Origin of the sequence: Methylomonas albis, from assembly GCF_014850955.1 — a bacterium.
GTDB classification, from domain to species: domain Bacteria; phylum Pseudomonadota; class Gammaproteobacteria; order Methylococcales; family Methylomonadaceae; genus Methylomonas; species Methylomonas albis.
This window is the reverse complement of the sequence record NZ_JACXSS010000001.1, coordinates 1,276,513-1,299,789: the sequence shown is the minus strand read 5'-3', so window position 1 is coordinate 1,299,789 and position 23,277 is coordinate 1,276,513. Positions and strand designations below refer to the sequence as shown.

Annotated in this window: 20 protein-coding genes and 1 pseudogene; 8 read left to right on the top strand and 13 right to left on the bottom strand. The window is 50.4% G+C overall.

The features are described 5' to 3' along the window. Positions 1–291: 291 nt before the first annotated feature. Positions 292–771, bottom strand: a complete 480-nt coding sequence (locus EBA_RS06065) for a tautomerase family protein (protein ID WP_192373811.1) — start codon at positions 769–771, stop codon at positions 292–294. A 430-nt stretch (positions 772–1,201) separates the two neighbouring features. Here EBA_RS06065 and EBA_RS06060 point away from each other — a divergent pair, with 430 nt between their 5' ends. Further along, positions 1,202–2,122 carry a LysR family transcriptional regulator gene (locus tag EBA_RS06060; RefSeq protein ID WP_192373810.1) on the top strand — a complete coding sequence of 307 codons (921 nt, stop codon included), beginning with the start codon at positions 1,202–1,204 and terminating at the stop codon, positions 2,120–2,122. Here the strand turns inward: EBA_RS06060 and EBA_RS06055 are convergent. Next, positions 2,119–2,844, bottom strand: a complete 726-nt coding sequence (locus EBA_RS06055; RefSeq protein ID WP_192373809.1) for a glutathione S-transferase family protein — start codon at positions 2,842–2,844, stop codon at positions 2,119–2,121. The two genes, EBA_RS06060 and EBA_RS06055, sit on opposite strands and share 4 nt — an antisense overlap. Before the next feature lie 440 nt (positions 2,845–3,284). Here EBA_RS06055 and EBA_RS06050 point away from each other — a divergent pair, with 440 nt between their 5' ends. After that, positions 3,285–3,815, top strand: a complete 531-nt coding sequence (locus tag EBA_RS06050) for an REP-associated tyrosine transposase (protein WP_192373808.1) — start codon at positions 3,285–3,287, stop codon at positions 3,813–3,815. 329 nt (positions 3,816–4,144) lie between these two features. Further along, positions 4,145–5,209 (top strand): SH3 domain-containing protein, encoded by a 1,065-nt coding sequence (locus EBA_RS06045; protein ID WP_192373807.1) that lies wholly within the window; start codon positions 4,145–4,147, stop codon positions 5,207–5,209. 446 nt (positions 5,210–5,655) lie between these two features. Here the strand turns inward: EBA_RS06045 and EBA_RS06040 are convergent, their stop codons facing one another. The 7 genes from EBA_RS06040 to EBA_RS06010 form a co-directional block, all read right to left on the bottom strand. Continuing rightward, entirely contained in the window at positions 5,656–6,276 is a 621-nt protein-coding gene (locus tag EBA_RS06040; RefSeq protein ID WP_192373803.1) for a hypothetical protein, read from the bottom strand. A 676-nt stretch (positions 6,277–6,952) separates the two neighbouring features. Then, positions 6,953–7,231 (bottom strand): hypothetical protein, encoded by a 279-nt coding sequence (locus EBA_RS06035; protein WP_225615971.1) that lies wholly within the window; start codon positions 7,229–7,231, stop codon positions 6,953–6,955. Between the two features lie 20 nt (positions 7,232–7,251). Next, positions 7,252–7,596 carry a transposase gene (locus EBA_RS06030; RefSeq protein ID WP_192373806.1) on the bottom strand — a complete coding sequence of 115 codons (345 nt, stop codon included), beginning with the start codon at positions 7,594–7,596 and terminating at the stop codon, positions 7,252–7,254. A gap of 111 nt (positions 7,597–7,707) precedes the next feature. After that, positions 7,708–10,077 (bottom strand): serine protease, encoded by a 2,370-nt coding sequence (locus EBA_RS06025; protein WP_192373805.1) that lies wholly within the window; start codon positions 10,075–10,077, stop codon positions 7,708–7,710. Next, positions 10,074–11,885 carry a serine protease gene (locus EBA_RS06020; protein ID WP_192373804.1) on the bottom strand — a complete coding sequence of 604 codons (1,812 nt, stop codon included), beginning with the start codon at positions 11,883–11,885 and terminating at the stop codon, positions 10,074–10,076. Before EBA_RS06020 ends, EBA_RS06025 begins: the two co-directional genes overlap by 4 nt. Positions 11,886–12,380: 495 nt before the next feature. Then, positions 12,381–13,001 carry a hypothetical protein gene (locus tag EBA_RS06015; protein WP_192373803.1) on the bottom strand — a complete coding sequence of 207 codons (621 nt, stop codon included), beginning with the start codon at positions 12,999–13,001 and terminating at the stop codon, positions 12,381–12,383. A gap of 676 nt (positions 13,002–13,677) precedes the next feature. Continuing rightward, positions 13,678–15,183, bottom strand: coding sequence for a phenylacetate--CoA ligase family protein (locus tag EBA_RS06010; protein WP_192373802.1), 1,506 nt, complete (start codon positions 15,181–15,183; stop codon positions 13,678–13,680). 104 nt (positions 15,184–15,287) lie between these two features. Here EBA_RS06010 and EBA_RS06005 point away from each other — a divergent pair, with 104 nt between their 5' ends. The 3 genes from EBA_RS06005 to EBA_RS05995 all read left to right on the top strand — a co-directional run bounded on the left by EBA_RS06005 (position 15,288) and on the right by EBA_RS05995 (position 18,278). Next, on the top strand, positions 15,288–16,265 hold the full coding sequence (locus EBA_RS06005; protein ID WP_192373801.1) for an MDR/zinc-dependent alcohol dehydrogenase-like family protein: 978 nt from the start codon (positions 15,288–15,290) through the stop codon (positions 16,263–16,265). Between the two features lie 537 nt (positions 16,266–16,802). After that, complete coding sequence (locus tag EBA_RS06000; RefSeq protein WP_192373800.1) at positions 16,803–17,306, top strand: sigma-70 family RNA polymerase sigma factor; 504 nt, start codon at positions 16,803–16,805, stop codon at positions 17,304–17,306. Positions 17,307–17,312: 6 nt separating this feature from the next. Next, positions 17,313–18,278 (top strand): FecR domain-containing protein, encoded by a 966-nt coding sequence (locus tag EBA_RS05995; protein ID WP_192373799.1) that lies wholly within the window; start codon positions 17,313–17,315, stop codon positions 18,276–18,278. 27 nt (positions 18,279–18,305) lie between these two features. Here EBA_RS05995 and vapC read toward each other — a convergent pair whose 3' ends face one another. Further along, positions 18,306–18,695, bottom strand: a complete 390-nt coding sequence (vapC, locus tag EBA_RS05990; RefSeq protein ID WP_192373798.1) for a type II toxin-antitoxin system VapC family toxin — start codon at positions 18,693–18,695, stop codon at positions 18,306–18,308. Beyond that, positions 18,692–18,886 (bottom strand): type II toxin-antitoxin system VapB family antitoxin, encoded by a 195-nt coding sequence (locus EBA_RS05985; protein ID WP_033156185.1) that lies wholly within the window; start codon positions 18,884–18,886, stop codon positions 18,692–18,694. The genes vapC and EBA_RS05985 overlap by 4 nt, the downstream gene beginning before the upstream one ends. Before the next feature lie 255 nt (positions 18,887–19,141). On the opposite strand from EBA_RS05985, the gene EBA_RS05980 reads away from it, so the two are divergent. Next, a complete protein-coding gene (locus EBA_RS05980; protein WP_225615967.1) occupies positions 19,142–21,607 on the top strand; it encodes a TonB-dependent siderophore receptor in 2,466 nt (821 codons plus the stop codon). A gap of 20 nt (positions 21,608–21,627) precedes the next feature. On the opposite strand, the gene EBA_RS05975 is transcribed toward EBA_RS05980, so the two are convergent. Then, positions 21,628–21,828 (bottom strand): hypothetical protein, encoded by a 201-nt coding sequence (locus EBA_RS05975; RefSeq protein ID WP_192373797.1) that lies wholly within the window; start codon positions 21,826–21,828, stop codon positions 21,628–21,630. Between the two features lie 88 nt (positions 21,829–21,916). Beyond that, a pseudogene (locus EBA_RS05970) lies at positions 21,917–22,473 on the bottom strand (REP-associated tyrosine transposase). Between the two features lie 277 nt (positions 22,474–22,750). Here EBA_RS05970 and EBA_RS05965 point away from each other — a divergent pair. Then, a complete protein-coding gene (locus EBA_RS05965; RefSeq protein WP_192373796.1) occupies positions 22,751–23,260 on the top strand; it encodes an RNA polymerase sigma factor in 510 nt (169 codons plus the stop codon). Positions 23,261–23,277 lie beyond the last annotated feature (17 nt).

Genomic DNA, 23,277 nt, shown 5'->3' with positions numbered 1-23,277 from the left:
ATAGGCAAAAAACCCTAACGTACAACTACACCTGCCAATCCGCGCAACGGGTATATCGATGCTTCACCCCAAGTGCAAAATATTCCGGGTCCGCGAAAATATGCAGGCTAAGCGCCGATACTTGCCGTGCTACCGAGGTGTAACAGGCAGACTCAAATATGATCACTCAACAAATATTTATTTTTGCGCTCGGCAAGATTAACGGTAAAAAACCATATGGCTTTCGGTAAGTAAAATTGACGATTGTTAGAAAAAGTGACCGGCTCACAATGAGCCGGTCACTCGTAGGTATCAACCCGTTACGCCTGGAGTCAGTAAAAAGTGACCTGCGGGTAGCTTTTCTTGGTATGTGTAAGGACTAGCTTTGTTTTCCTCAACCCAACGTTTTTCAGCTATAGACTCAAAGGGCGGAGGCAATTCGCCCTGTAGCGACCAAAGATCGAATGGGGTTTCGTCTATCGAAATTTCCCAATCGAAACCGCGCTCTTTAACAAACGGTGCAATGACTTCGTCTAGCGTTCGCATCCACCATTCTCGTATGATTGGACCTGGTAATGTCCGGGCGATTTGGTCGACCTTGAAGCGAATAAACTTGTCATTACGCACGCCACCGACAAAACAATTACCTTTAGCCACTTCTTCGAAAATGACGACGGCGTAAAATTTTGGGATTGGTACAGCCGCATAGACGTTTACGATTTGTTCAGCCAGCTCTTGTTTGTCTTCCGCGCTGAAGGCTCCGCTGGGGTGATAGACTTTCCACAAAGGCATGATGATTCTCCTGTATTTGAAATTAAGTTTTGGTGATCCTACTAACCACCTTGTTTTTCTCAATTAGCGTTCCGCCAAAACCCGACGCTTATCGTCAACGTTTTGCGGGCGCCCTGTCTCCGACCATCTACTCAATATCGTGAGTGGCAAATGCGTTTGCCAAATACCACCTGGCAATAGCCGACGCTTAATGCACGATTGAGAGTGAGGCGACGCGCCGCCGCGTTTACTTGCAAGTTCCTTGGGGGGAAAATAATGCAGGTTCCTTAGGTAGCAGCTAAACGCCGGCGGCTGTGTCGGCGATAAATCTATGCCTGAGACGGCAAACGGTAAAATGCTTTGTATTCATGCGCCTATGAAAATAATTGATGCCAAACGCCCCAGGCATTTTCGGTAACATAGCCCGCGTTTAAATTCTGGAAACTCAGCCATGGCCGACCTAAGAACGTTTGATTTAAATCTATTGATCGCCTTCGATCTGCTGATGAAGGAACGGAATGTATCGCGGGCGGCGGAAAAAATGTTCATTAGCCAATCGGCAATGAGCCACGTGCTGCAACGCTTGCGGCAACAATTGGAAGACCCATTGCTGGTGAAAACCCCGGAGGGTATGACACCGACGCTACGCGCCCTGTCGCTGGTGGCACCCGTGGCCGCGGTGCTTAAGGATGTGGAAGGTTTGATTCGAGCGCCGGCGCCGTTCGATCCCGCCAGTTGCCGGCGCGCTTTTACCATCGCGGCGACGGATTACGTGGAAGCCCTACTCTTGCCGATACTGGCACCGCGTATCGCCCGGCAGGCGCCGGGCGTGGATATTCATTTCAAGCGTACCAGCAGCCGTTTTCCGCTTAATGCGCTGGAGCAAGGCGAGATAGACCTGATACTGGGTTTTGAAGTGATGTTGAATCCACCCAAACATTTACATTGCGAAAGCCTGTTCGACGATTACATGGTCTGCGTGGCGCGCATCGGTCACCCGCAAGTGAATGCGGCATTGACGCTGGAAGACTATATAGAACTGCCGCATATTCTGCTATCCAGAACCGGTGCCAGTACCGGACAGGTCGATAGCTGGTTGGCGGAACACGGTCGCGAGCGGCGAGTGGCGTTGACTGTGTCGCATTTTCTGTCCGCGTCGTTGATCGTGGCGCAAACGGATATGGTCATGGCTTTTCCTAAACGCACTGCCGAGCAATTCGCCCAGAACTTGCCATTGCAATTGGTGCGCTTGCCGCTGGATTTACCGCATTACGACACGGTCATGGTCTGGCATCCGCTGCAAGACCAGGATCTTGCCAACCGCTGGCTACGCGATGAAATTCGCGCCGCTTGCGCCACGCTGGACCATTAATCGCCAAACGTCGGTTCGCCCAGCTCGGGGAAATAACGCAGCTGCATGCGCCGACAGTAATCGACTAATGCGGCTTGCGATAAGGCATAGTCCTTGACCGGCGAGCTGATCGGACAAGCTATCAAATTGATCAATATGCCGTAGGCCGAAGCATCGACGCTGCTGGGCCGGTTTCCCAACAAAAAAGTCTTGCCGTGAAGCGCGGCGGAAAGAGCCGCCACATCGCGCAGGCCCAATTCGAAAATATCGGCGGCAGGTAGCCGGCCAATGCCGTGGCCGCGCAATTGCCCGCGAATCCGCAACCGATAGATAGCGGCAACTATGTCCATCATGGGTTGCGGTAGACCTTGGAAGATCGCCTGCTTATTAATTTGCCAATTCTCCGATCCGTATTGCCAACGGCTATACATGCACACCCAATACAAATGTTCTTCCAATAAGCGTTGCCAAGCCAGAGCTTGGGCTCTTTGCTCGGCCAACAGATGCTCATCCAGGCTATCGCCATAATATTGTTGCAGATAGCGGATAATCAGCCGGCTATCGGCAAGCTTTTGGCCGTTGTCTTCTATGAAAGGTAGCTTGCCTAAGGGCGCATAAAGGGGCAAAGTTTCGGCAACCCGATATTCGATGCCGGCCATGCGCAGATAGGTTTCCAGCTTTACGCAAAACTGGCTGGGGTTGGGAATATTCCAGGCCCTGGGAAATTGATACAACGTAATCATATAGACTGTTAATTGGCGCAGAATTTTTCAGAAATAGTCACTATGGAACATTTCGTAAATTTTTGAAACCAAATAACTCGCTTAAACAGCTGGTAAAAATTGGGCGTCCATTTTGAGCAAGAATTGGAAAAATTTCTACACCGATTAACATTAATAGGGTCGGAAGACCCGCCTGGGTCGGTTGGAAACTATGACGAACGACCGCTTTCAGGTGTCGGAATTCAATGACAGCTTTCCGACGATGAATCTGAAGAACGGACGACCGTCTGGCGACCCAGAAGAGCCATTCACTATGCGACGTTGTATGTCCGCTATTCGACAAATTTTCGACATTTAAAATTGCCGATAAATGCCGATTAATTTTGAAACTCGGGTAGGATGTGCCAACCACCGGGCGGCGCATCGTTTGAGATAATAATGACACCAACCATCGATTTAATATGACGGATTATCGTAGACTCTATATTCCCGGCGCATCATGGTTTTTTACCGTCAATTTGGCGCAACGAAAGGGAAACCGATTATTGATTGATAATATCGATTTATTGCGCAAGGCATTTGCCTATACCAAACGCCGACATCCTTTCAAAATAGACGCCGTGGTTGTTTTACCGGACCACATTCATTGTATTTGGACTTTACCTGAAGGGGATTCCGATTTCTCAACTCGCTGGAATGTTTTGAAAGGCGCCTTTTCCAAAAGCCGCGAAACAGGGGAGCGAGTTTCAGCCAGTCGAAAATCTCGAAGGGAACGTGGCATTTGGCAGCGGCGATTTTGGGAACATGGCTTGCGCGATCAAGAAGATTACAGCCGTCACATAGATTACATCCATTGGAATCCGGTAAAGCATCAATGGGTAAACTCGGTAAAGGACTGGCCTTATTCGAGTTTTCACCATTACGTCAAGCAAGGAATTTATCCCGAAAACTGGGGTAGCGTTATACCGTTGGATATTGAAGGAATTGAATAACTCGAAAGATGCGCCGCCCGTTGGTTGGCGCATCCTACGGGCTTTCCGACGATGAATCTGAAGAACGGACGGTCGCCTGGCGACCCAGAATAGCTATTCACTATGCGACGTTGTATGTCCGCTATTCGACAAATTTCCGACATTTAAAATTGCCGATAAATGCCGATTAATTTTGAAACTCCGGTAGGATGTGCCAACCAACGGGCGGCGCATCGTTCGAGATAATCATGGCACAAATCATCGATTTAATATGACGGATTATCGTAGACTCTACGGGCTAATGCATTACACCGGCACCTACACACAAGATAGCTTGCAGGAGCAGAATTTTGACTGAAAATATCAATCAAGTACAAAAGACATATAACATCAACAGCACTCTGGCCGATACGATCAGCCATATGAATAAGGCCTATGGAGGTAACAGTGCCCTGATGGATGCTTTCAGTCAAATACAAAAGACATACAACATCAACAGCACTCTGGTCGATACGATCAGCCGTATGCATAAGGCCTATGGCGGTAACAGCGCCATGACGAATGCCGTTAGTCAAATACAAAAGACATATAACATCAACAGCACTCTGGCCGATACGATCAGTCGTATGAATAAGGCCTATGGCGGTAACAGTGCCCTGATGGATGCCGTCAGTCAAATGCAAAAGACATACAACATCAACAGCTCTTTGATCGATACGATTAATCGTATGAATAAGGCCTATGGCGGTAACAGTGCCTTGATGGATGCCGTCAGTCAAATACAAAAGACATACAACATCAACAGCTCTCTGGTCGATACGATCAGCCGTATGCATAAGGCCTATGCTAGTAACAGTTCTCTGATCGATGCAATCTACCAGATGCAGGAAGCTATTAACGCTAGTAGTGAATTCAACGAGAGCAGTTTCGAAAATGATATTTACCAAACTCAATTTGACGCCACTCTTGCTTCCATCGCTGCTGAAGACAATGAATCAGCTGTTAGCCATTTCAAGCTACTCCCGAAATATATTCAAATTATATTATTAATATTTCTAATGCAGATTTTGCTCCCAGTTATTGTTAGTATTTCTGCAAATCTTTTAACGCCATATGTTGAAGAGATTATTAAGACAGAAAGGTCTGATAAGGAGAAATTGAGTCAACTAAAGAATATTGATGTCAGCAGTTTGACGTGGATGTCAGATGACTTGCGTTTTATATCTGCAGATAATGTCAAGCTAAGAAGCGCACCTAACATTAAATCAGAGATAGTTGAGTTACTAAGTCTCGGTCAAGTTGTTGTGTTTATAGAAAAACAAAGAAATTGGACATTCGTGGTTGTACATTTTGATAATGGCGAATCAGCAAGCGGTTGGATATTTACCAGATATGTCGCAAGGTTCAAAAATTAGCAAGCTCGGTAGGATGCGGTAAACAACGAGCACCGCATCGTTCGCGATTGGTGCTAATGAACCGACAAAGTCCAATGACCGGAAATGGCCGGATTCGTGAGGTCACCAACGGCAGCTTTGTGGAATTACAGCTCTCAGAATCTCGATTTAGTTGACTGGCCGCTTTGGGAAAGCGTGATTGGCAAAAATGGGTCGAAATCCATTACTGAAACACTCAAAATAGCTTATTCAGGGTGAAAAATATTTTGGGGTTTCGGTTTACAACCTTGATTGGTGCAACTGCCGGAGGGCGCTTTGCCGATCTGGCAGTCGTTTTAAGTGGGATGAGGCTATAAACGTTGATTACTGATCCATTAGCTTTTCGAATAACCTAAGTTGATGCCTAGATTGAACAACAGGCAAAAACGCCAGTATCTCTACCATGATGGCATCTGATCGATGCCGATTCAGGGTGTACAATTAACCACCAGTTCATCACTGAATTGTCCCACTTCATCATCGCCAAGCAAATGCACGGCGGTATAACGCCGCAGTTCCGGTTTGCCGGCAACCAACAATGGCCGTTTATCGGTAAAAGGTGAGACCAGAGTACGGGATAGCAGCGTCAATTCGGTCTCGCCCTCGCGCTGGCAATAAATGTTGATACCATCGCTTTTATATTTATTAAATTTCAATTGCACAATGCCACCGGTTTGGTCGGTTGCCGTTAAGATGGGTTTATAACTAGCGGGATCGATATGAGTAGCCGAGCCGATGATCCCCAGCAATACGCCCATCGACTCGACATAAGCCGGCTGAGCCTTAGCCCGGCGCGCATGAGCGCGAGTATTATTTTCAACTTCGCCGATAGTGCTGGATTTTGCTGCATTAGCACTATGAGCCGCCACAGCAGCCGCATTTGCAGCGCTTATCGTTTGATGCAATTGCTCGTTATCGGCATTGATGGCGGCAAGATCCGCATCTGAAAAGCCCAAACTGTCTTTTAGTGTGGCAATGGCGTTTTTAAAATGATCATGCCAGAGTAATAAATCACTGTCTGAATGCGGAATATAATCGGATTTAGGCATGGCTAATTCTCCTGGGGGTTGAGGAATATGAAGCAGAGCACGGACGGGCTGGTAAGTGGCAACACCTATATGACTAACAGGTAAACTAAGTTTATTGCGGTATTAGCTTTATGCAAGAAACTGCGAATAGGACTAAATGTCGCAGACCATTCGCTCGTCAGACTGGACGCGAAGGATTAATTATTGCGTCCCCAATGGCGACAGGGATGTTTCCAGCCTGAATAGAAAGGGCAACGAAGCGGTTGGGGAGACTATAAATCAGGCCAGGGAGGTTTTTTTTGCCGTTGGGGGCGATACAAAATCGTCTGGGGTCGCCCCCGGAAGCATCCGGGTCTCCCCCGGCGAGGTTGGGGGCGTTTTTTTTGCCGCTGGGGGCGACCCAAAATCGTTTGGGGTCGCCCCCGGAAGAATTTGGGTCTCCCCCGGCAGCGTTGGAGGCGCTTTTTTTGCCACTGGGGGAGTCTAAAATTGTGTCGGGGAGAGTCAGGGCCGTATTACTTTTGAAGTATTCCAACAGTGTGAGTTTGTCGGCCCAGGCCTTGTAAACGGTGCTGCCGCTGGCAACGCATTGCATGTTGACGGGCAGGCTATGCCCGGCATAGGCTGTCAATCCTGCCGATAATAATTGGCGTTAGCGCATTAGCCCAAATCGCTTGTGCCTCATGCCTTAAGTCTATTAACGCCTCGTATAGCGATGTTTCACCCCCGTCGGGAAATACTCCGGATCGGCGAAGGCGTGCAGCGTGACCGTGGGTAATTGTCGTTCAGCGGGTGTGTAATGGGCAAATTCGCTATTCAGACGCAGCAATTGGGTACGAATGGCAGCGGCTATCGTCGGCGCCATCTCTGGTTCCGGCACAATACCCGGCAATAATTCCACGGCAATATGCAGGCATTTATCGCCCTCCGCGTTCTCCTGGGTTTGCAACACGAATTTACCTGTCACCCAAGCCATGATCTTGTTGTTCCATGTTCTTAATGCTCACCGTACGTTTGTTCGGTTGCCGTGCCGCCGTAAAGATTGCCTCGGCACTTGTGCCCAGTGTGGGTATCGTTGAAATCGTTTTTGTTGCCTACCACAAAGGCCTTCACGTAACGGGCATTCAACAGTTCCACCTCATGACCCAGCTTTTGGAACGACCGTGCCCAATGGTGTGAACCGCTGCAGGCTTCCAGCACGATCAAGCTCGGCGGCAGTTGGGCAATGAATTCCAGCAACTCCGACCGCTTCAATTTTCGCTTGATCGCTTTGCCATCTGGCATCATGAACAGATGAAAAACTTGTTTTGCAATATCCAAACCCACTACGTTACGATTCATTTCGGACTCCTCTTTGTCCCGTTTAGATTTTCGGGTGCATTGTGGCACCGCTGGTGAGGAGGAGTTCATGTCATCATCCTACGGCCCCAGTCTATCCGGATCGATGCAGGTTTAATCAGGCAAGGCTTGCGCTCCAGTCAATCCTTGAGAAATGCCCACTGCCTTGACCGACTTGGCAATTTGAGGGCTTCTGGCTTGGATTTTTCGATAGTTAGTTAATGCCGCGTCATAGTTGTTGTCCATCAGATAAGCCAAGGTCACAATCGCCAAAGCTTGCGGCAGTTCGGGCTGAGCTTTCAACATCGCATTAGCGTGGGTTCTGGCTTTATCCGCTTGACGAGAACTCAGATAGGATTGCGCTAAAAACAGGCGGGCATCGAGCGCGGCCGGCGCCAGAGTAACGGCTTTTTCCAGGGATTGAATCGCTTTACCCAGGTTATTACTGCGCATTTGCGCCTCACCCAAATTGATCCAGGCGCTAGGGAACTGGGGATCCAGATTGGTTGCGGTTTCCAACGAGCTAATTGCTTCGGGCAGACGATTTAGCTTTAATAGTGCATAACCTTTGCTGCTCCAATGGGCCGCGACGGACGAATCGATTTTTATTGCGCGCTCAATGTAGTCCAAGGCTTTTTGCAGATCGCCATTTCGACCGTAATATCCGGTCAGTTTTTGGAGAACTTGCTGACTATTCGGATTTAATTTTTCGGATTTTTTCAACGCTTCGAGGGCTTCGCTTTTTTCACCCAATGCCTCCAATGCCTCGCCCAGCGTAGCCCAATCATCTGCGCCGACAATATTGGAAGCAACTACTTTCCTAAAAGCCTCCACAACCGCTCTATGATCGCGCGCTTCTACCTTTAAAATGCCGAGCGAACGATAGGCATTGGCATAAGTGGGATCTGTTCTGATAGCCGTCTCTATATCGGCTAGCGCTGCCCGTTTGTCGCCCAGTTTGCTTTTGACGTTACCGCGATTGGTCAATATCTCGGCGACGACTCCCCGATCATCCGGTTTTGAATCATAGGCTTTATCGTATGCCTGCTCGGCGTCTTTTAATCGATTGGTTTCGGTTAACACAACACCCAAGCCAACCCAGGCATTGCTGTTTCCGGGTGAAATTTCCAGCGCTTTTCTAAAGGCTTTTTCCGCATCACCATAGTGTTTGCGAGCCGATTCCGTGAATCCCATCGACAGCCAAGTTCCGGCGTTGGAAGGATTGCTGTCGCTATCCTTGCCAAGTATTAACCGCGCGGCATCGGCTTTACCGTTACGGGCCAGCACATTGGATAAAGCCTGTTTTGAGGCATCATCCATTGGATTCAATCTAAGCGCAGTTTGATAGGCTTTGGCTGATTCTTCGGCGCGGTCCAATCTATCGGCGATAACGCCTAACCAACGCCAATGCTCGACAACGCCCGGCTCCACGCGAATGGCATCCTGAACGGCGGCATAAGCCTCTTTTGGCTTATTGTCCGCGAGCAACCATTCCGCCTTGGTTGAATAAGCACTACCGTGATTGGGAGAAAGCTGTAGCGCTTTTTGCAAGATCTGTTTTGCCTCGTCGCGCTGGTCTAGCCGATACAATAATTTCGCCAGTACGAACCAAGCAAATTCGTTTCTGTCGTCCAATCGGACGGCATCCCTTAACGCCGCTTCCGCTTCCTTGGGATTTTTTCCACCCAACGCCACGCCCAAATAGGCAGCCGCTAGTGCGGAATTCGGTTGAGTTTCTCGCCATTTGCGAACGTGATTTTCGAATTCCAAAAGATTACCCGCATGCTGCAGCGCTATAGTTTCCTCCATCCAGCGTGGCTCCGGCCCTGGACTGACGGAAGGCGGCGGCGGCGCGGTACCACGCTTGCTCATTTCGGCGATCCAATCTGCCGGCAACACAATGTTCAGGTTTTGACCGGCAGTGAGTATTGCCGTCGTGATACCTAGTAACCGGCCTCGGCTATCAAATAGACCGCCGCCGCTGGAACCCGGCGACAGCGGAACGCTTGCCACAATCACCTGTTCATCGCGATAGGGACTGATACTCGAAACCAAACCGGAACTCACGGACAGACCAAAGCCCAAGGGATTGCCGACCGCGAAAACAGTTTCGCCGATCTTAACATTGCCCATTTTTCTGGTATCGATTGGCGGAGCCACTATGCCTTCCGCGCTGATCACGCAAATATCACGGCTGGGATCGGTCTGCGTCCAGGCTGCGGCATATACCTGGGAACCGGCTGCGACTTTCAGGCTATCGGCCTCCCGTATCACATGGCAGTTGGTGACAATTCGGTCTTTGTCGACCACCACGCCGCTACCCTGGCCTTGTTGTCGGCCTTTTTCATCGAAGGTTTGAATGGTGACGATGGAAGACGATACCTGTTTGAACAAGCCTTCGGCGTCGTATTCGGCGCGGGTTTCGCAGCCCAGCATGGTTAACAGACAAGATAAATACCAAGAAATTAATTTAACCCTATTCATGGATGAAACTCCTCGAAGGGCAAAATCGCCGATTGGTAAGCCTTCTCCGCCCATTCGCTATCGATTCCGCGTAGTTTTTCGTAAGCACTTTTAACATCCTTATCCCGGCCGGCTCGCCGGTAAGTCTCGATTAAGGCCACCCAGAGCTTGCCTTGCTTGGGCTCCAGTTCCAGGGATTTTTCCATCGATTTGATGCTTTCCTGATGACGGCCTAGAATCTCCTCGGTAAAACCTTTTTGTCGCCAAACAGACGGGTCGTTAGGAAGTTTTTTAAGTAATTGCGCATCGATTTCCAAGGCTTCTTGACCACGGAAACCGTCTTTTAACGATAAGGCCAGACCATATTGCCATTCGGGATTGTCGGGTTCCAGCCGAACCGCTTCCCGATAGGCCTGAATAGATTCCGGAAAACGCTGCAGCTGAAAATAACTGCTGCCCAAAGCCGCGTAAGCCCAAGCTTTGGTCGTAGGGTTGCCCTGCAAACTTTTTTCAAAGGCTTGAACTGCATCCAGCGGCCTGGCCAGAGCAATCAACGTCTGCCCTTCCCAAAAATCCGCATCGGCTCTGTGCGCATTCGGCACGGTAAGCCTTTCCAAGAGTGAATAGGCGCGGGCTGGTCGGCTTTCGCGGATATAGGCCTCGGCCAACTTAAATTGGATAGCCGGCAGGTCGGGATTAAGCGCCGACAGGCTTTGCCATAATTGGGTAACCATGCCCCGGTCGTTGCGCTGTTCGGCAATGCCGATCAAACCTTGGTAAGCGGCTAGCTGCCAAGGATTGAAAGACAATGCCTTGCGATAAGCTTCTTCGGCTTTGGCCGCAGTACCAGCCGTTTGTTCGGTTTGACCAACGATAGTCCAGATTTCGGCATCTTCCTGGCGTAACGACAGTAGTTCGTGCGCCAATTGCAGCGCCTCTGCACGTTGGTTACGCTTTAGTTTTACTCGGACCAATCCTGCGCCGGCTATTGACGACGCAGGTTCCAGTTCGTGAAGCTTGCGCCAGGCATTTTCTTCACTATCCAGATTGCTATTCTTTTCCGCTGCTATTGCGGCCCAACGCCAAGCGTCGACATCGTCCTGATGCCCAACTATCCATTGCTCAACATGTTCGGCCAGCTTTTGCCATTGTTCCCGGTTTTGTAATTGTTCCGCAGTTTCCCGAAATTGTTTGTAGGCAATATCGGACTTGTCGTGTTGCTCGATCTCGGCAAGCCATTTGGCGGGGATGGCAAAATTCACATTCTGGCCGTCGCGGTGTCTATAGGTAATGATGCCCAACAAGCGACCATCGGCATCGACCAAGGCCCCGCCGTCGGAGCCTGGCGAAACCGGCGCGGAAAACTGAATATAGTCCACGCCAAATTGTGGGCGAATACCCGAAACCACCCCTTCGGAAATACCAATACCCAACCCCAAGGCATTAGAGAGCGCGTAAACCCGCGCGCCGGATTGAATGCTTTGATTGGCATCGGCGCTTACAATTTTGGTTAATTCGCCACCAGGAACCGACAGCAAGCATAAATGCCGCTGACTATCTCTGGCCATGATTGTCGCCGGAAACGATTTGCTATTCGCGGTAAGCCGCAGTTGCCGCTTTCCGTTGAGATCATCACATATCGTAACAGCCCGGTCGCTCGCAACGGCAATCGCTGTTAGTGCTTGAAGGGGTTTATTCGCGTCGTCCAGTTCTTCAAAAACCGTGACGGAACGTTGTGCTTGCTCGTAAATCTCGACGGAATTAAGCGGTTGTGCCGCTGCTTCCGAGAGATAAGCAACTGCGCAAAACAGTAGGACTATCTTTTTCATTCGACCTCCAAGTTGTCAAAATTCGACGGGCAAAAGCAAGAATGCTTCAATACTGGACGCGATATTATAAGAAGCCTTAACCCAAAAGACTAGCGCGCAAACTAGGTTGTCTTGCATTGGATCATGACTGAACATTTTTTACCAAATTCCAGAAAATCGATTCATCTCTTTTTCAGTAGACTTGGACTGCTTTATGGCGGTGAGTTGTCATTTGGAATTACGGGGCGCATGCCAGCAACGGTCGAAACCTATCACTGAAATACTCAAAATAGCTTATTCAGGGTGAAAAATATTCTGGGGTTTCGGTTTACAAGCTTGATTGGTGCAACTGCCGGAGGGCGCTTTGCCGATCTGGCAGTCGTTTTAAGTGGGATGAGGCTATAAACGTTGATTACTGATCCATTAGCTTTTCGAATAACCTAAGTTGATGCCTAGATTGAACAACAGGCAAAAACGCCAGTATCTCTACCATGATGGCATCTGATCGATGCCGATTCAGGGTGTACAATTAACCACCAGTTCATCACTGAATTGTCCCACTTCATCATCGCCAAGCAAATGCACGGCGGTATAACGCCGCAGTTCCGGTTTGCCGGCAACCAACAATGGCCGTTTATCGGTAAAAGGTGAGACCAGAGTACGGGATAGCAGCGTCAATTCGGTCTCGCCCTCGCGCTGGCAATAAATGTTGATACCATCGCTTTTATATTTATTAAATTTCAATTGCACAATGCCACCGGTTTGGTCGGTTGCCGTTAAGATGGGTTTATAACTAGCGGGATCGATATGAGTAGCCGAGCCGATGATCCCCAGCAATACGCCCATCGACTCGACATAAGCCGGCTGAGCCTTAGCCCGGCGCGCATGAGCGCGAGTATTATTTTCAACTTCGCCGATAGTGCTGGATTTTGCTGCATTAGCACTATGAGCCGCCACAGCAGCCGCATTTGCAGCGCTTATCGTTTGATGCAATTGCTCGTTATCGGCATTGATGGCGGCAAGATCCGCATCTGAAAAGCCCAAACTGTCTTTTAGTGTGGCAATGGCGTTTTTAAAATGATCATGCCAGAGTAATAAATCACTGTCTGAATGCGGAATATAATCGGATTTAGGCATGGCTAATTCTCCTGGGGGTTGAGGAATATGAAGCAGAGCACGGACGGGCTGGTAAGTGGCAACACCTATATGACTAACAGGTAAACTAAGTTTATTGCGGTATTAGCTTTATGCAAGAAACTGCGAATAGGACTAAATGTCGCAGACCATTCGCTCGTCAGACTGGACGCGAAGGATTAATTATTGCGTCCCCAATGGCGACAGGGATGTTTCCAGCCTGAATAGAAAGGGCAACGAAGCGGTTGGGGAGACTATAAATCAGGCCAGGGAGGTTTTTTTTGCCGTTGGGGGCGATACAAAATCGTCTGGGGTCGCCCCCGGAAGCATCCGGGTCTCCCCCGGCGAGGTTGGGGGCGTTTTTTTTGCCGCTGGGGGCGACCCAAAATCGTTTGGGGTCGCCCCCGGAAGAATTTGGGTCTCCCCCGGCAGCGTTGGAGGCGCTTTTTTTGCCACTGGGGGAGTCTAAAATTGTGTCGGGGAGAGTCAGGGCCGTATTACTTTTGAAGTATTCCAACAGTGTGAGTTTGTCGGCCCAGGCCTTGTAAACGGTGCTGCCGCTGGCAACGCATTGCATGTTGACGGGCAGGCTATGCCCGGCATAGGCTGTCAATCCTGCCGATAATAATTGGCGTTAGCGCATTAGCCCAAATCGCTTGTGCCTCATGCCTTAAGTCTATTAACGCCTCGTATAGCGATGTTTCACCCCCGTCGGGAAATACTCCGGATCGGCGAAGGCGTGCAGCGTGACCATGGGTAATTGTCGTTCGACGGGTGTGTAATGGGCAAACTCACTGTTCAGGCGCAGCAATTGGGCGCGGATGGAGGCGGCTATCATTGGCGCCATCTCTGGTTCCGGCACAACACCCGGCAATAATTCCACGGCAATATGCAGATATTGATCGCCCTCCACGTTTTCCTGGGTTTGCAACACGAATTTACCTGTCACCCAAGCCATGATCTCCGGCTGTTCCAGCCCTACCGTGACATTTTCCGGATAGACATTGGCGCCGTAATACGAGACGGTAAAGTCGGCCCGGCCAAACACATACACAAACGGCAAGTCTCGGGCTTGAAACCCGCTATCCAAGCCTAAGTCCTCGACCGACCGCACGCCGTGCTGCCGCAGAAAATCCCAAATTTGCGCGTAGCTCAACACCCCGCCCTTATCGGCGATGTGATAGCGCAGCAAGGGTACGCTGTTCTCGCCGGAGACCACCAAAGTACCTTCGTGTACTTCAAAGAAACGGCTATGCGGATCGTATTGCACCAAGGTCGGTAACCGCGCTTCGCCGAATAAACGACGCGCAGCCTCCGGCCGTTGCGCCAGCCAGCGGCGAATGGCAATGCTCAAAGGCGTTTCGTTCCCCAACACGCCGCCATCGGCAGTGCCGTACAGCGATGCGGAATCGAAACCAACCGACTCCGAACCAATACGCTCGTACAGTAAGCTGCGCCATTCCTCGCTAAATACCTCGCCGGCAAACACCAGCTTGGGTTTGAATTTGGCCCAGTCTATGCCTTCGGCAGCACCGGCATCGATCACGTCTTTGACAAACGGCGGATAACCCAATAACACGGTCTGTTCGAAATGCGGCGCCAACTCGCGCACCACCCGAAATACTTCGGCTTTATTATTGCCGGGCGTCGCCACCAGCAAGGGATAACCCTTGCGCGCCAAATGCCAGCAACAGGACGTCGTAAACAATCCGCCCACCCAGTTGCCCAGCGCAAAACACACCACCGCCAAGGTACTGCGTTTATCGGCCTGAAAACTGTCTTTGAACACTTGCTCAAAGCGCACCGCCATATCCAGCTCATATTCCACCGAACGCGGCCAGAAAGTCGGCACCCCCGTAGATCCGGACGACACCGCCACCCGGTCTGCCCCACTCAGGCTGCCGCCGAAACACCGCGCCGGCAGCGGATAGGCTTGCATGTAGTTAGCTTTGTTGATTAACGGTAACTGTTGAAAATCCGCGTAACTGTTAATCTGCACCGCATCCATATGCTTGGCTTGCAAAAACTGCCGATATGCAGGAACCTCTGCGGCGCAGCGCTGGAATAATGCCAGCAACTTTTGCTCGGCACTAAGGGATTGAGATGGGGCCAGCAAACTATCCAATGGTGTGGTCAAAAAATACTGAAACGCAGCCGCCGTAGACGGCATAGGTAAAAGAGTCATGGCAAATCACCTGAAAAATCGCTAAATCCAGGGTAAAGATATACTCTTGGTTTGAAATTGTTGTAAACAACTAAAATTCCCGCCCACCCTTCCCGACTGGACACATGCAAGCCCTGACATTCGACACCTATTTAAGCTATCGCGACGACATTGCCATGCCGGCATTAGCCGCAGGCGATGCCCTGATTGAATTGCGCTTGGCAGGCATCTGTGCGACCGACCTGGAGTTAGTGAAAGGCTACGCCGGTTTTTCCGGTGTTCTGGGGCACGAGTTCGTCGGCACGGTGGTAGCGGTTGCAGACCACAAACACCACGCGTGGCTACACCGGCGCGTAGTCGGCGCCATCAACATCGGCTGTAATACCTGCGAGGTATGCCGCAAGTATGGGCCGGAACATTGCCTGAATCGCAAAGTGCTGGGCATTCGCGGCAAAGACGGCGTATTCGCTGATTATTTTAGTTTGCCGGTTGCCAACTTACACGCCGTTCCCGACCCAGTGCCGGACCAAGCCGCCGTGTTTACTGAACCTTTGGCCGCCGCATTACGTGTCGTCAAGCAATTAGCAGGACTAGCCATCACCGACATCGCGGTCGTGGGCCCTGGCCGTTTGGGTTTATTGATTGCCAAGGTGTTGAGTCTGGCCGGCTACCGGGTCACGGTATTGGGCCGGTCGGCGGCGTCATTGGCGTTACCGAAACAATGGGCGCTCACTAGCGGTTTGACTACCGAAATCGCGGACAACAGCTTTCACTGCGTCGTTGATGCCAGCGGTCACGCCAGCGGCTTCAGCCAAGCCTTGCGCATTGTCAAACCGCGCGGCACCTTGGTATTAAAAAGCACTTTTGCAGCCAACGCGGCGCTGGATTTAAGCAAGGTGGTGGTTTACGAAATCAACATCCTCGGCTCGCGCTGCGGTCCGTTTGCAGACGCTTTAGCATTGTTGACCGAGAACACACTACCGGTGGAAACCATGATAGACGGCCAATATCCACTGCAGGACGGGTTAGCGGCTTTCAAGCATGCGGGGCAAGCCGGGGTCAGAAAAATTTTGTTACAGCCTGCCGGGCTGCAGGGAACATAAACACCAAAGGGACTTGGGATTGGCTCAATACCGTTAAGTTAAGCCGTTCGCAGAACCGTTCGCTTAGCGGCCCCGCGCTGAGCGAAGCCGAAGTAGCCGAAGCGAACGACATACTGGGCATTGCCCTATCTCCCTACCCTGCTCAGACTGTACGGCTCAAAAAATCCGCAGACCGCTTAAAAAATTAAACTGCGTCATATGCCGCATTTAATTAGGCCAAATCCCTACATAAGCTCTCTGTTCTGCGCTCATTTTTCCGGATAAAACCCTGAACAACAGCCAACGCTCAGTTCATGCCCCAAAAAAGCACCCGGTAAGCCGTTGAAATAACTAAATAAGCCAGCAAAAGACACACAAGATCGGCCCAACAGTCTAATAGTCGGCCTCAATTTTGCCTGTTTTATAGGTTTTTTATAACAAATCGCGCGTCTGAATTAGCCCTTACACCGATAGCCCCCAAGAGCACACCACACAATGTCCGACCCTGTTTATTTTGGATTGCATTTACACTCATTTTGCGCGCTGAAGGACTAAATCATGACAGCCACGATAATGCCTGACGAAGCATTGACCAGACTCTACCAAGAGCATCATTCCTGGCTGCTCGGCTGGCTAAATCGCCGCGTTCAATGCCGGTTACAGGCCGAGGATCACGCGCACGACACCTTCATGCGCGTCCTCACCGCACAAGACATGCAAGCCATTCGCGAGCCGCGCGCCTATCTGACTACGATTGCCAAAGGCTTGTTGATCAATCAGTGGCGCCGGGCAGCTATCGAACAAGCCTACTGGGATTCTGTGGCGGCGTACCCGGAGCCATTGGCACCATCGCCGGAAGAGCATGCCATCATCCTCTCCACCCTGCAGGAAATCGATGCCTTGCTGGACGAACTACCCGCCAAAGTCCGTAGCGCATTTTTGCTGTCGCAACTGGATGGCTTAACTTATGTACAGATAGGTCAACGCTTGGGAGTTTCCGATAGAATGGTGAAAAAATACATGGTGCGGGCGATGTTGCATTGCCTCACCGCCACCCTATAAACAATCATGGCTAAACGCATTCATCAGGATATCCACCCCCGCATCCTGGCAGAGGCGGCGGAATGGTTTGCGGTATTGGGATCCGGCGCTACCAGTCAAACTGAGCAGCAACAATGGCAAGCCTGGCTGGCGTCGCATCCCGCGCATCGGGCGGCTTGGTCTCGGGTGGAGTTTTTTACCCATAAGTTCGATGGCCTGCCAACCCAAAGTGCAGCGGTAGCGTTAGGCTCACCGGATATGCAGCGCCGTCAGGCCCTTAAAACCTTGGCGGTTTTGGCTGCGATGGGTTTGTCGGGTTTTGAGTTGTGGCGGTCCGATTATCTCCGCGACTGGCGCGCCGATTACCAAACCGGCATAGGTGCCACACGCAGCCTTAGCTTGGCAGATGGCAGTCGCATCGAGATGGATGCGGCTAGCGCTATCGACGTAGACTTTTCGACTGACTTGCGCAAAATCCGCCTATTAAGCGGCGAAATTTATATTGAAACCGCGCCGGACAGCAACGGCCGGCATCGCCCGTTCGTCGTCGATAGTGCGGACGGCCGGGTTAGGGCTATTGGCACCCGCTTCAGCGTTCGTCAACAACATGAACAAAGCCAAACCAGTGTCTACGCTGGTGCCGTGGAAATCACCCCAACCGGCCCCGACGCCATTCGCCAGACTTTAAACGCCGGACAGCAAGCCCAGTTTAGCGCCCAAGCCATTGCCCCCATTCAAGCGACCGAACTCAATCAACCCGCCTGGACCCAAGGCTTTTTGCTGGCAGACAACCAGCCACTCGGCGAATTTGTGGTGCAACTCAACCGCTATCGCCATGGCTATATCACTTGTGCGCCGGACATCGCCGAACTGCGCATCGTCGGCTCCTACCCCATTCACGACACCGACCGGATTCTGGCTGAGCTGGAAAAAACCTTGCCGGTCAAAGTATCGCAAGTGTCGCCGTTGTGGGTGAGAATTGAGCGGCGTTGAGTTTTGCGCTGGCGGCCCATGGCCGGCTCAGATAACCTGCAAGCCCAAAAGCTGTTGGAATGGCAGAAAATCCTTATCCGAATGCAACAATGGCATCTGCTTTTCAATGCAGAAAGTCGCAATCAGGGTGTCGATGGTTTTGCGAATGCTGATACCTTGCTTGCGTAGAATTCTAAAGTTTTCCGCACTCTTTAAACTAAGCTCCCTTCCGAGCATGGTTTGCATGGGCAAAGCACATAACATCGCTTTTGCGGCTTGGTAATCGTGATCGTTGCGAAAACCCTGCAACACTTCCACCAAAATCAAATCACCCGTGCAGACAGGCTTTACACCGAGCAGCCCGTCCAGTTTTTGGGTAGCGATGGTTTCCGTGCCGTTGAAATAATCGATCCAAACGCTGGAATCGACCAAAATCACCGCTCAGCTCGCATTTGATCTAAATCGCCTTCCCACTTTAATTGACCTTTCATTTTTTTGATGGCTTCCTGCTGCTTTAGCATCAATAAAGTTTTTAAGCCCTGTTCGACTGCTTCGCGCTTGGTTTTAATGCCTGTCACGCTTAAAACATCGGCCATTAGCGCTTCATCAATCATGATATTGGTCCGCATCGGAATCTCCGTGTGTATAATTTTTGAAAATCATACATCACAACTAGCGATTTGTCTCCGCCCATAATATTTACCAGGCAAACCGCGCATATGAACAATCATGCACGGAGAAGCCTGTAAAAAGCATAAATTCGTAACCGTTTGATTATTAAAAACATAAAAAAGTAATCGAAAAAAACTCACTTTTGCAGTTCCCTTTTTCGCGTTTCGATTGGCAAGTGAATTGAAACCTAAACAAACCAAGGGAGTGACCCCATGTCCAAGCGAAAATCCAAGCACCCCATCGACAAAACCAGCAGCAGCGTGCAACAAGCCATGACCGGGTTGGTGCTGGCAACCTCGCTGGTGGCCATGCCGGCGCTTGCCGCCGAAACCACCGGTGCCGAGCGCAGCTATCACATCAGCGGCGGCACCTTGAGCCATGCCCTAAGCCAGTTTGCCGGCAACGCCGGCATCATGCTTTCGGCGGATGCCCGATTGACCGACGGCAAAACCAGCCAGGGTCTGGACGGCGAATTTACCGTAGAGCAAGGTTTACAGAAGTTGTTGGTGGGGACTGGTTTGAATTACACGGTTACAGCTGGTGATGCGGTGGCGATTAAAGTGGCGGAACCGGGAAGCGATGCGGCCTCGACATTGCCGGCGGTAAATGTAATCGGAAACGCAGCTTACGATGCGACTGATCCATATAACCCGGACTACAAACTTTCAAATGCTTTGACGGCAACCAAAACCGATACACCCATCATGGAAACGCCGTTTTCGGTGCAAGTAGTGTCGAAACAGGTATTACAGGATCGCCAAGCCGTCACAATAGATAAGGCTCTGGATTATGTCAGCGGCGTTGTGCAAGGCGGATTCAATCAACAAACCTCCGACGGCTTCATGATACGCGGTTTTCAGACCACCAATTACTACCGCGACGGCGTACTGATGCCGATCAGCTTTGCACTGGCCAACACCAAACGCGAAACCGCCAATCTGGAAAGCATCGAAGTCCTTAAAGGACCGGGTTCATTGCTCTATGGCCGGGCCGAACCAGGTGGGTTGGTGAACATTACAACTAAACAACCCTTATCAACGCCCTATTATTCCTTGCAACAGCAATTCGGATCTTACAATTTCTATCGAACTTCGATCGATGCTACCGGGCCTATCAGCAAAGACGAAACTCTGCTCTATCGAGCCAATCTGTCTTATGAAAATTCAGGTTCTCTCCGAGACTTCGTCAATGCGAACAAAGTCTTTTTTGCCCCGGTGGTCAAATGGAATATTAGCGCCAGAACCCAAGCCAGCTTCGAACTCGAATATCAGCATTTCAACACGGTTCAAGACATTGGCATACCTCCCATCGTTAATCGACCCGCATCCGTATCAAGAAACCTGAATTTAGTAAAGCCCTTCAACAATAATTGGAATGGTGACAGTGTATTGGGTAGTTTTGGTTGGTCACATGAATTTAACGACAATTGGAAAATCGTTAACAAATACATGACGCAACATATCGATATTGATAACGCTCATACCAGTTTCGTGACTTTTCAACCGGTTTTAGCGGATGGCTCCTTGAATATACGCACGGTCAGTTTTCCCAGACAAAGAAATGAAAATTACTTTAGTACTTTGAATTTAATCGGCAAGATAAAACACGCCAATATTACTCAGGACTTATTATTTGGTTTCGATTATTTTAATGTTCGCAATATGGCCGATATAAACAACCAGCCGGATGCCTTGTTGCATACCAATTTATTCAACCCTGTTTATCGAAACTCAACGCCGATTTATGACCCTGCCAACCAGTTTACCTTTTCACAAACGCAATCCTGGTATGGCTTATATTTTCAAGATCAAATCAGCTTACCTTATGGCGTCCATGTGATGGGTGGCTTACGCTACGATAATGCCAGTATGCGCGATAACGTTTCCGGTATGGATTCGCCTGGCGAAGACCGGATTAATCCCCGTGGCGGCATTTTATGGCAGCCCGTAAATTGGTTGTCGGTTTATGGTAGTTATACCGAAAACTTCGGCGTATCCAATGCCTCCTATAATGCAGACGGCCATAGTTTGCCGCCGCAAACCGCCCAGCAATGGGAAACCGGAATTAAAACCGAATTTCTGGACGGCAAACTTCGTTCAACCCTGGCCTATTTTGATTTAAAACAGCAGAACCTGCCGATGCCTGTCCCCGGCACATTTTATTACCGTGCTTTGGGTAGTGCGGAAACTCGCGGTATAGAATTTGATACAACCGGTGAAGTGTTACCCGGTTGGAATATCATTGCGGCCTATACCTATATGCCATATGCAAAAATCACAAAAGATTTGGGTTTGGAATACGACGACAATGGCAATCCTATCGGCACCAACACAGGCAATCAGGGCAATCGTCTATTTGCCGCGCCGAGCAATTTTGGCAGTTTGTGGAATACTTATGAAATACAATCCGCTGAGTTAAAAGGCCTTAAATTTGGCGCAGGCATCGTCGGTGTTGGTCAACGGCAAGGTAATCCCGAAAATACTTATCAAGTTCCTGGCTATGTCACGGTCAATCTAATGGCCAGTTATCAAACAAAAGTTGGCCGTTCAAAAGTGACCACACAACTCAATGCCGATAATATTCTGGATAAAACCTATTTTGTTGGCACTAACAGCGCCAATCAAATTCAATTTGGCGCACCATTGACGATTATGGGGTCTGTCAGGGTCGAATTTTAATTGTCCAGTTGCATTGAGCCTTACCAGGCATATTGAGGTGAGCCCCCAACATGACGAATCTCTCGATATTGATGTTTCGTTGCCGTTAGATCACGGATGGTTTTATGGCTGTCGTATTGAGCTTCGCTCCCTACGACGTACTGCAGCCTAGCCTGTACGTCGATATAGGGCCGTAGGTTGGGGTAAGGCACGAACTCCAACATGATGGCTAATCTCAACATTGATGGCCTAAAAATCATCAATCACTTTATTGTTGCGTTGCCTATGGTTTGCGGGTGGTTTTATGGTTGTCGTGTTGGGGTTCGTGCCTCACCCCAACCTACGCTCCCCAAACCGTTTGTCGTTTTCGGGGGAGGCGGCGCCCCAATCGGCGGGTAATATGCCGGCACGTATGTATTTACGGATGCTGGAATGCGGCCATTCGGCGGGACAGGTAACGTAACCGTGCTTGACGGGGTTGTTATGGATGTAATCGAGGTGGTGATGGAAATCGTCTTCGTCTTGCAACGTGTGCTCCCAAAATCGGCGCTGCCACTTGTGCCCTTTGGGTAAATGCCGCGCTCGCCTTTGCTGCGGCGGCTGGCGTTGATGCGTTCGGTTTTGGGGATTTGTCTGGAAAAACCGGCTTTGATCAACATCCAACGGGTCGGGTAATCGGCATCGCCGGGTGGCATCGTGAAGATGGCGTGTATATGGTCGGGCATGACCACCATGACGTCGATATGAAACGGATGGCGGCCACGCACCAGGCCAATGGCTACGCCAAGCGCATCAATGTGCTCCACCAATAAGCGCCGTTTTCGTTCTGCAAGGTTAACAGTAAAAAAATAACTGCCGCCTTCGATGAAATGCCGTCGGTATAGCATAGTAAACGCTGTGTTGAGGTTTAGGGCGTGTGGAAATATAGCATGGGCGTGATGATGAAAATCGCCCCGTTCCGGGTTTTGCTGCATGGCCTACATTGGGCTTGCGTAGGTTGGGGTGACGACAGGAACCCCAACATTTCTGCCGCTTCCACCTTACCGTATCGTTAGCTGTGATGTGGGCCAAGCTTTCGCTATCCCCCCCGTCAGCATACCAACCGGTTTTAACGTTGCGCGCTGCGTGTCTTTAAAACTAATCCATTAGAAAATAAATCGACCTATGCATACCAATTATCCCGCCTTGACCGCTGCATTTTTGCAGCATCAAAATGAATTGCGGCAGTTTTTGTTACGACGGGTCAATTGTCCCGAGACCGCCGACGATTTGCTTCAGGATACCTATTTGCACATCGTCCAGTATACGGCTCAGGCGCAAATCGCCAATCGGCGGGCTTTCTTGTATAGGGTAGCCGGCAATTTGGCACTGGACTACTGGCGGGGCCAAATGCGGGGCTCGGCTCGCGCTGGCGGCGCGCTGGAAGATGACTGGGAGTGTCCCCGTCCGCAGCCGGAACGCTGGCTTGAAGCTCGTCAACGCTGGCTGGCAGTAGAGGCGTGGCTGCGCGATTTGCCCCTACCCAATCGCCTGACCATACGTATGCAGCGCTTGGAGGGCAAAAGCCACCGGCAAATAGCCGCCGAATTGCAAGTTACACCACGCCATGTCGAACTCTTGTTGAGCCAGACAAGCAAAACCCTTGCGCTACGGTTCGCGGAAGCAAGCCCGTAAGCCCTTTGCACCTTATT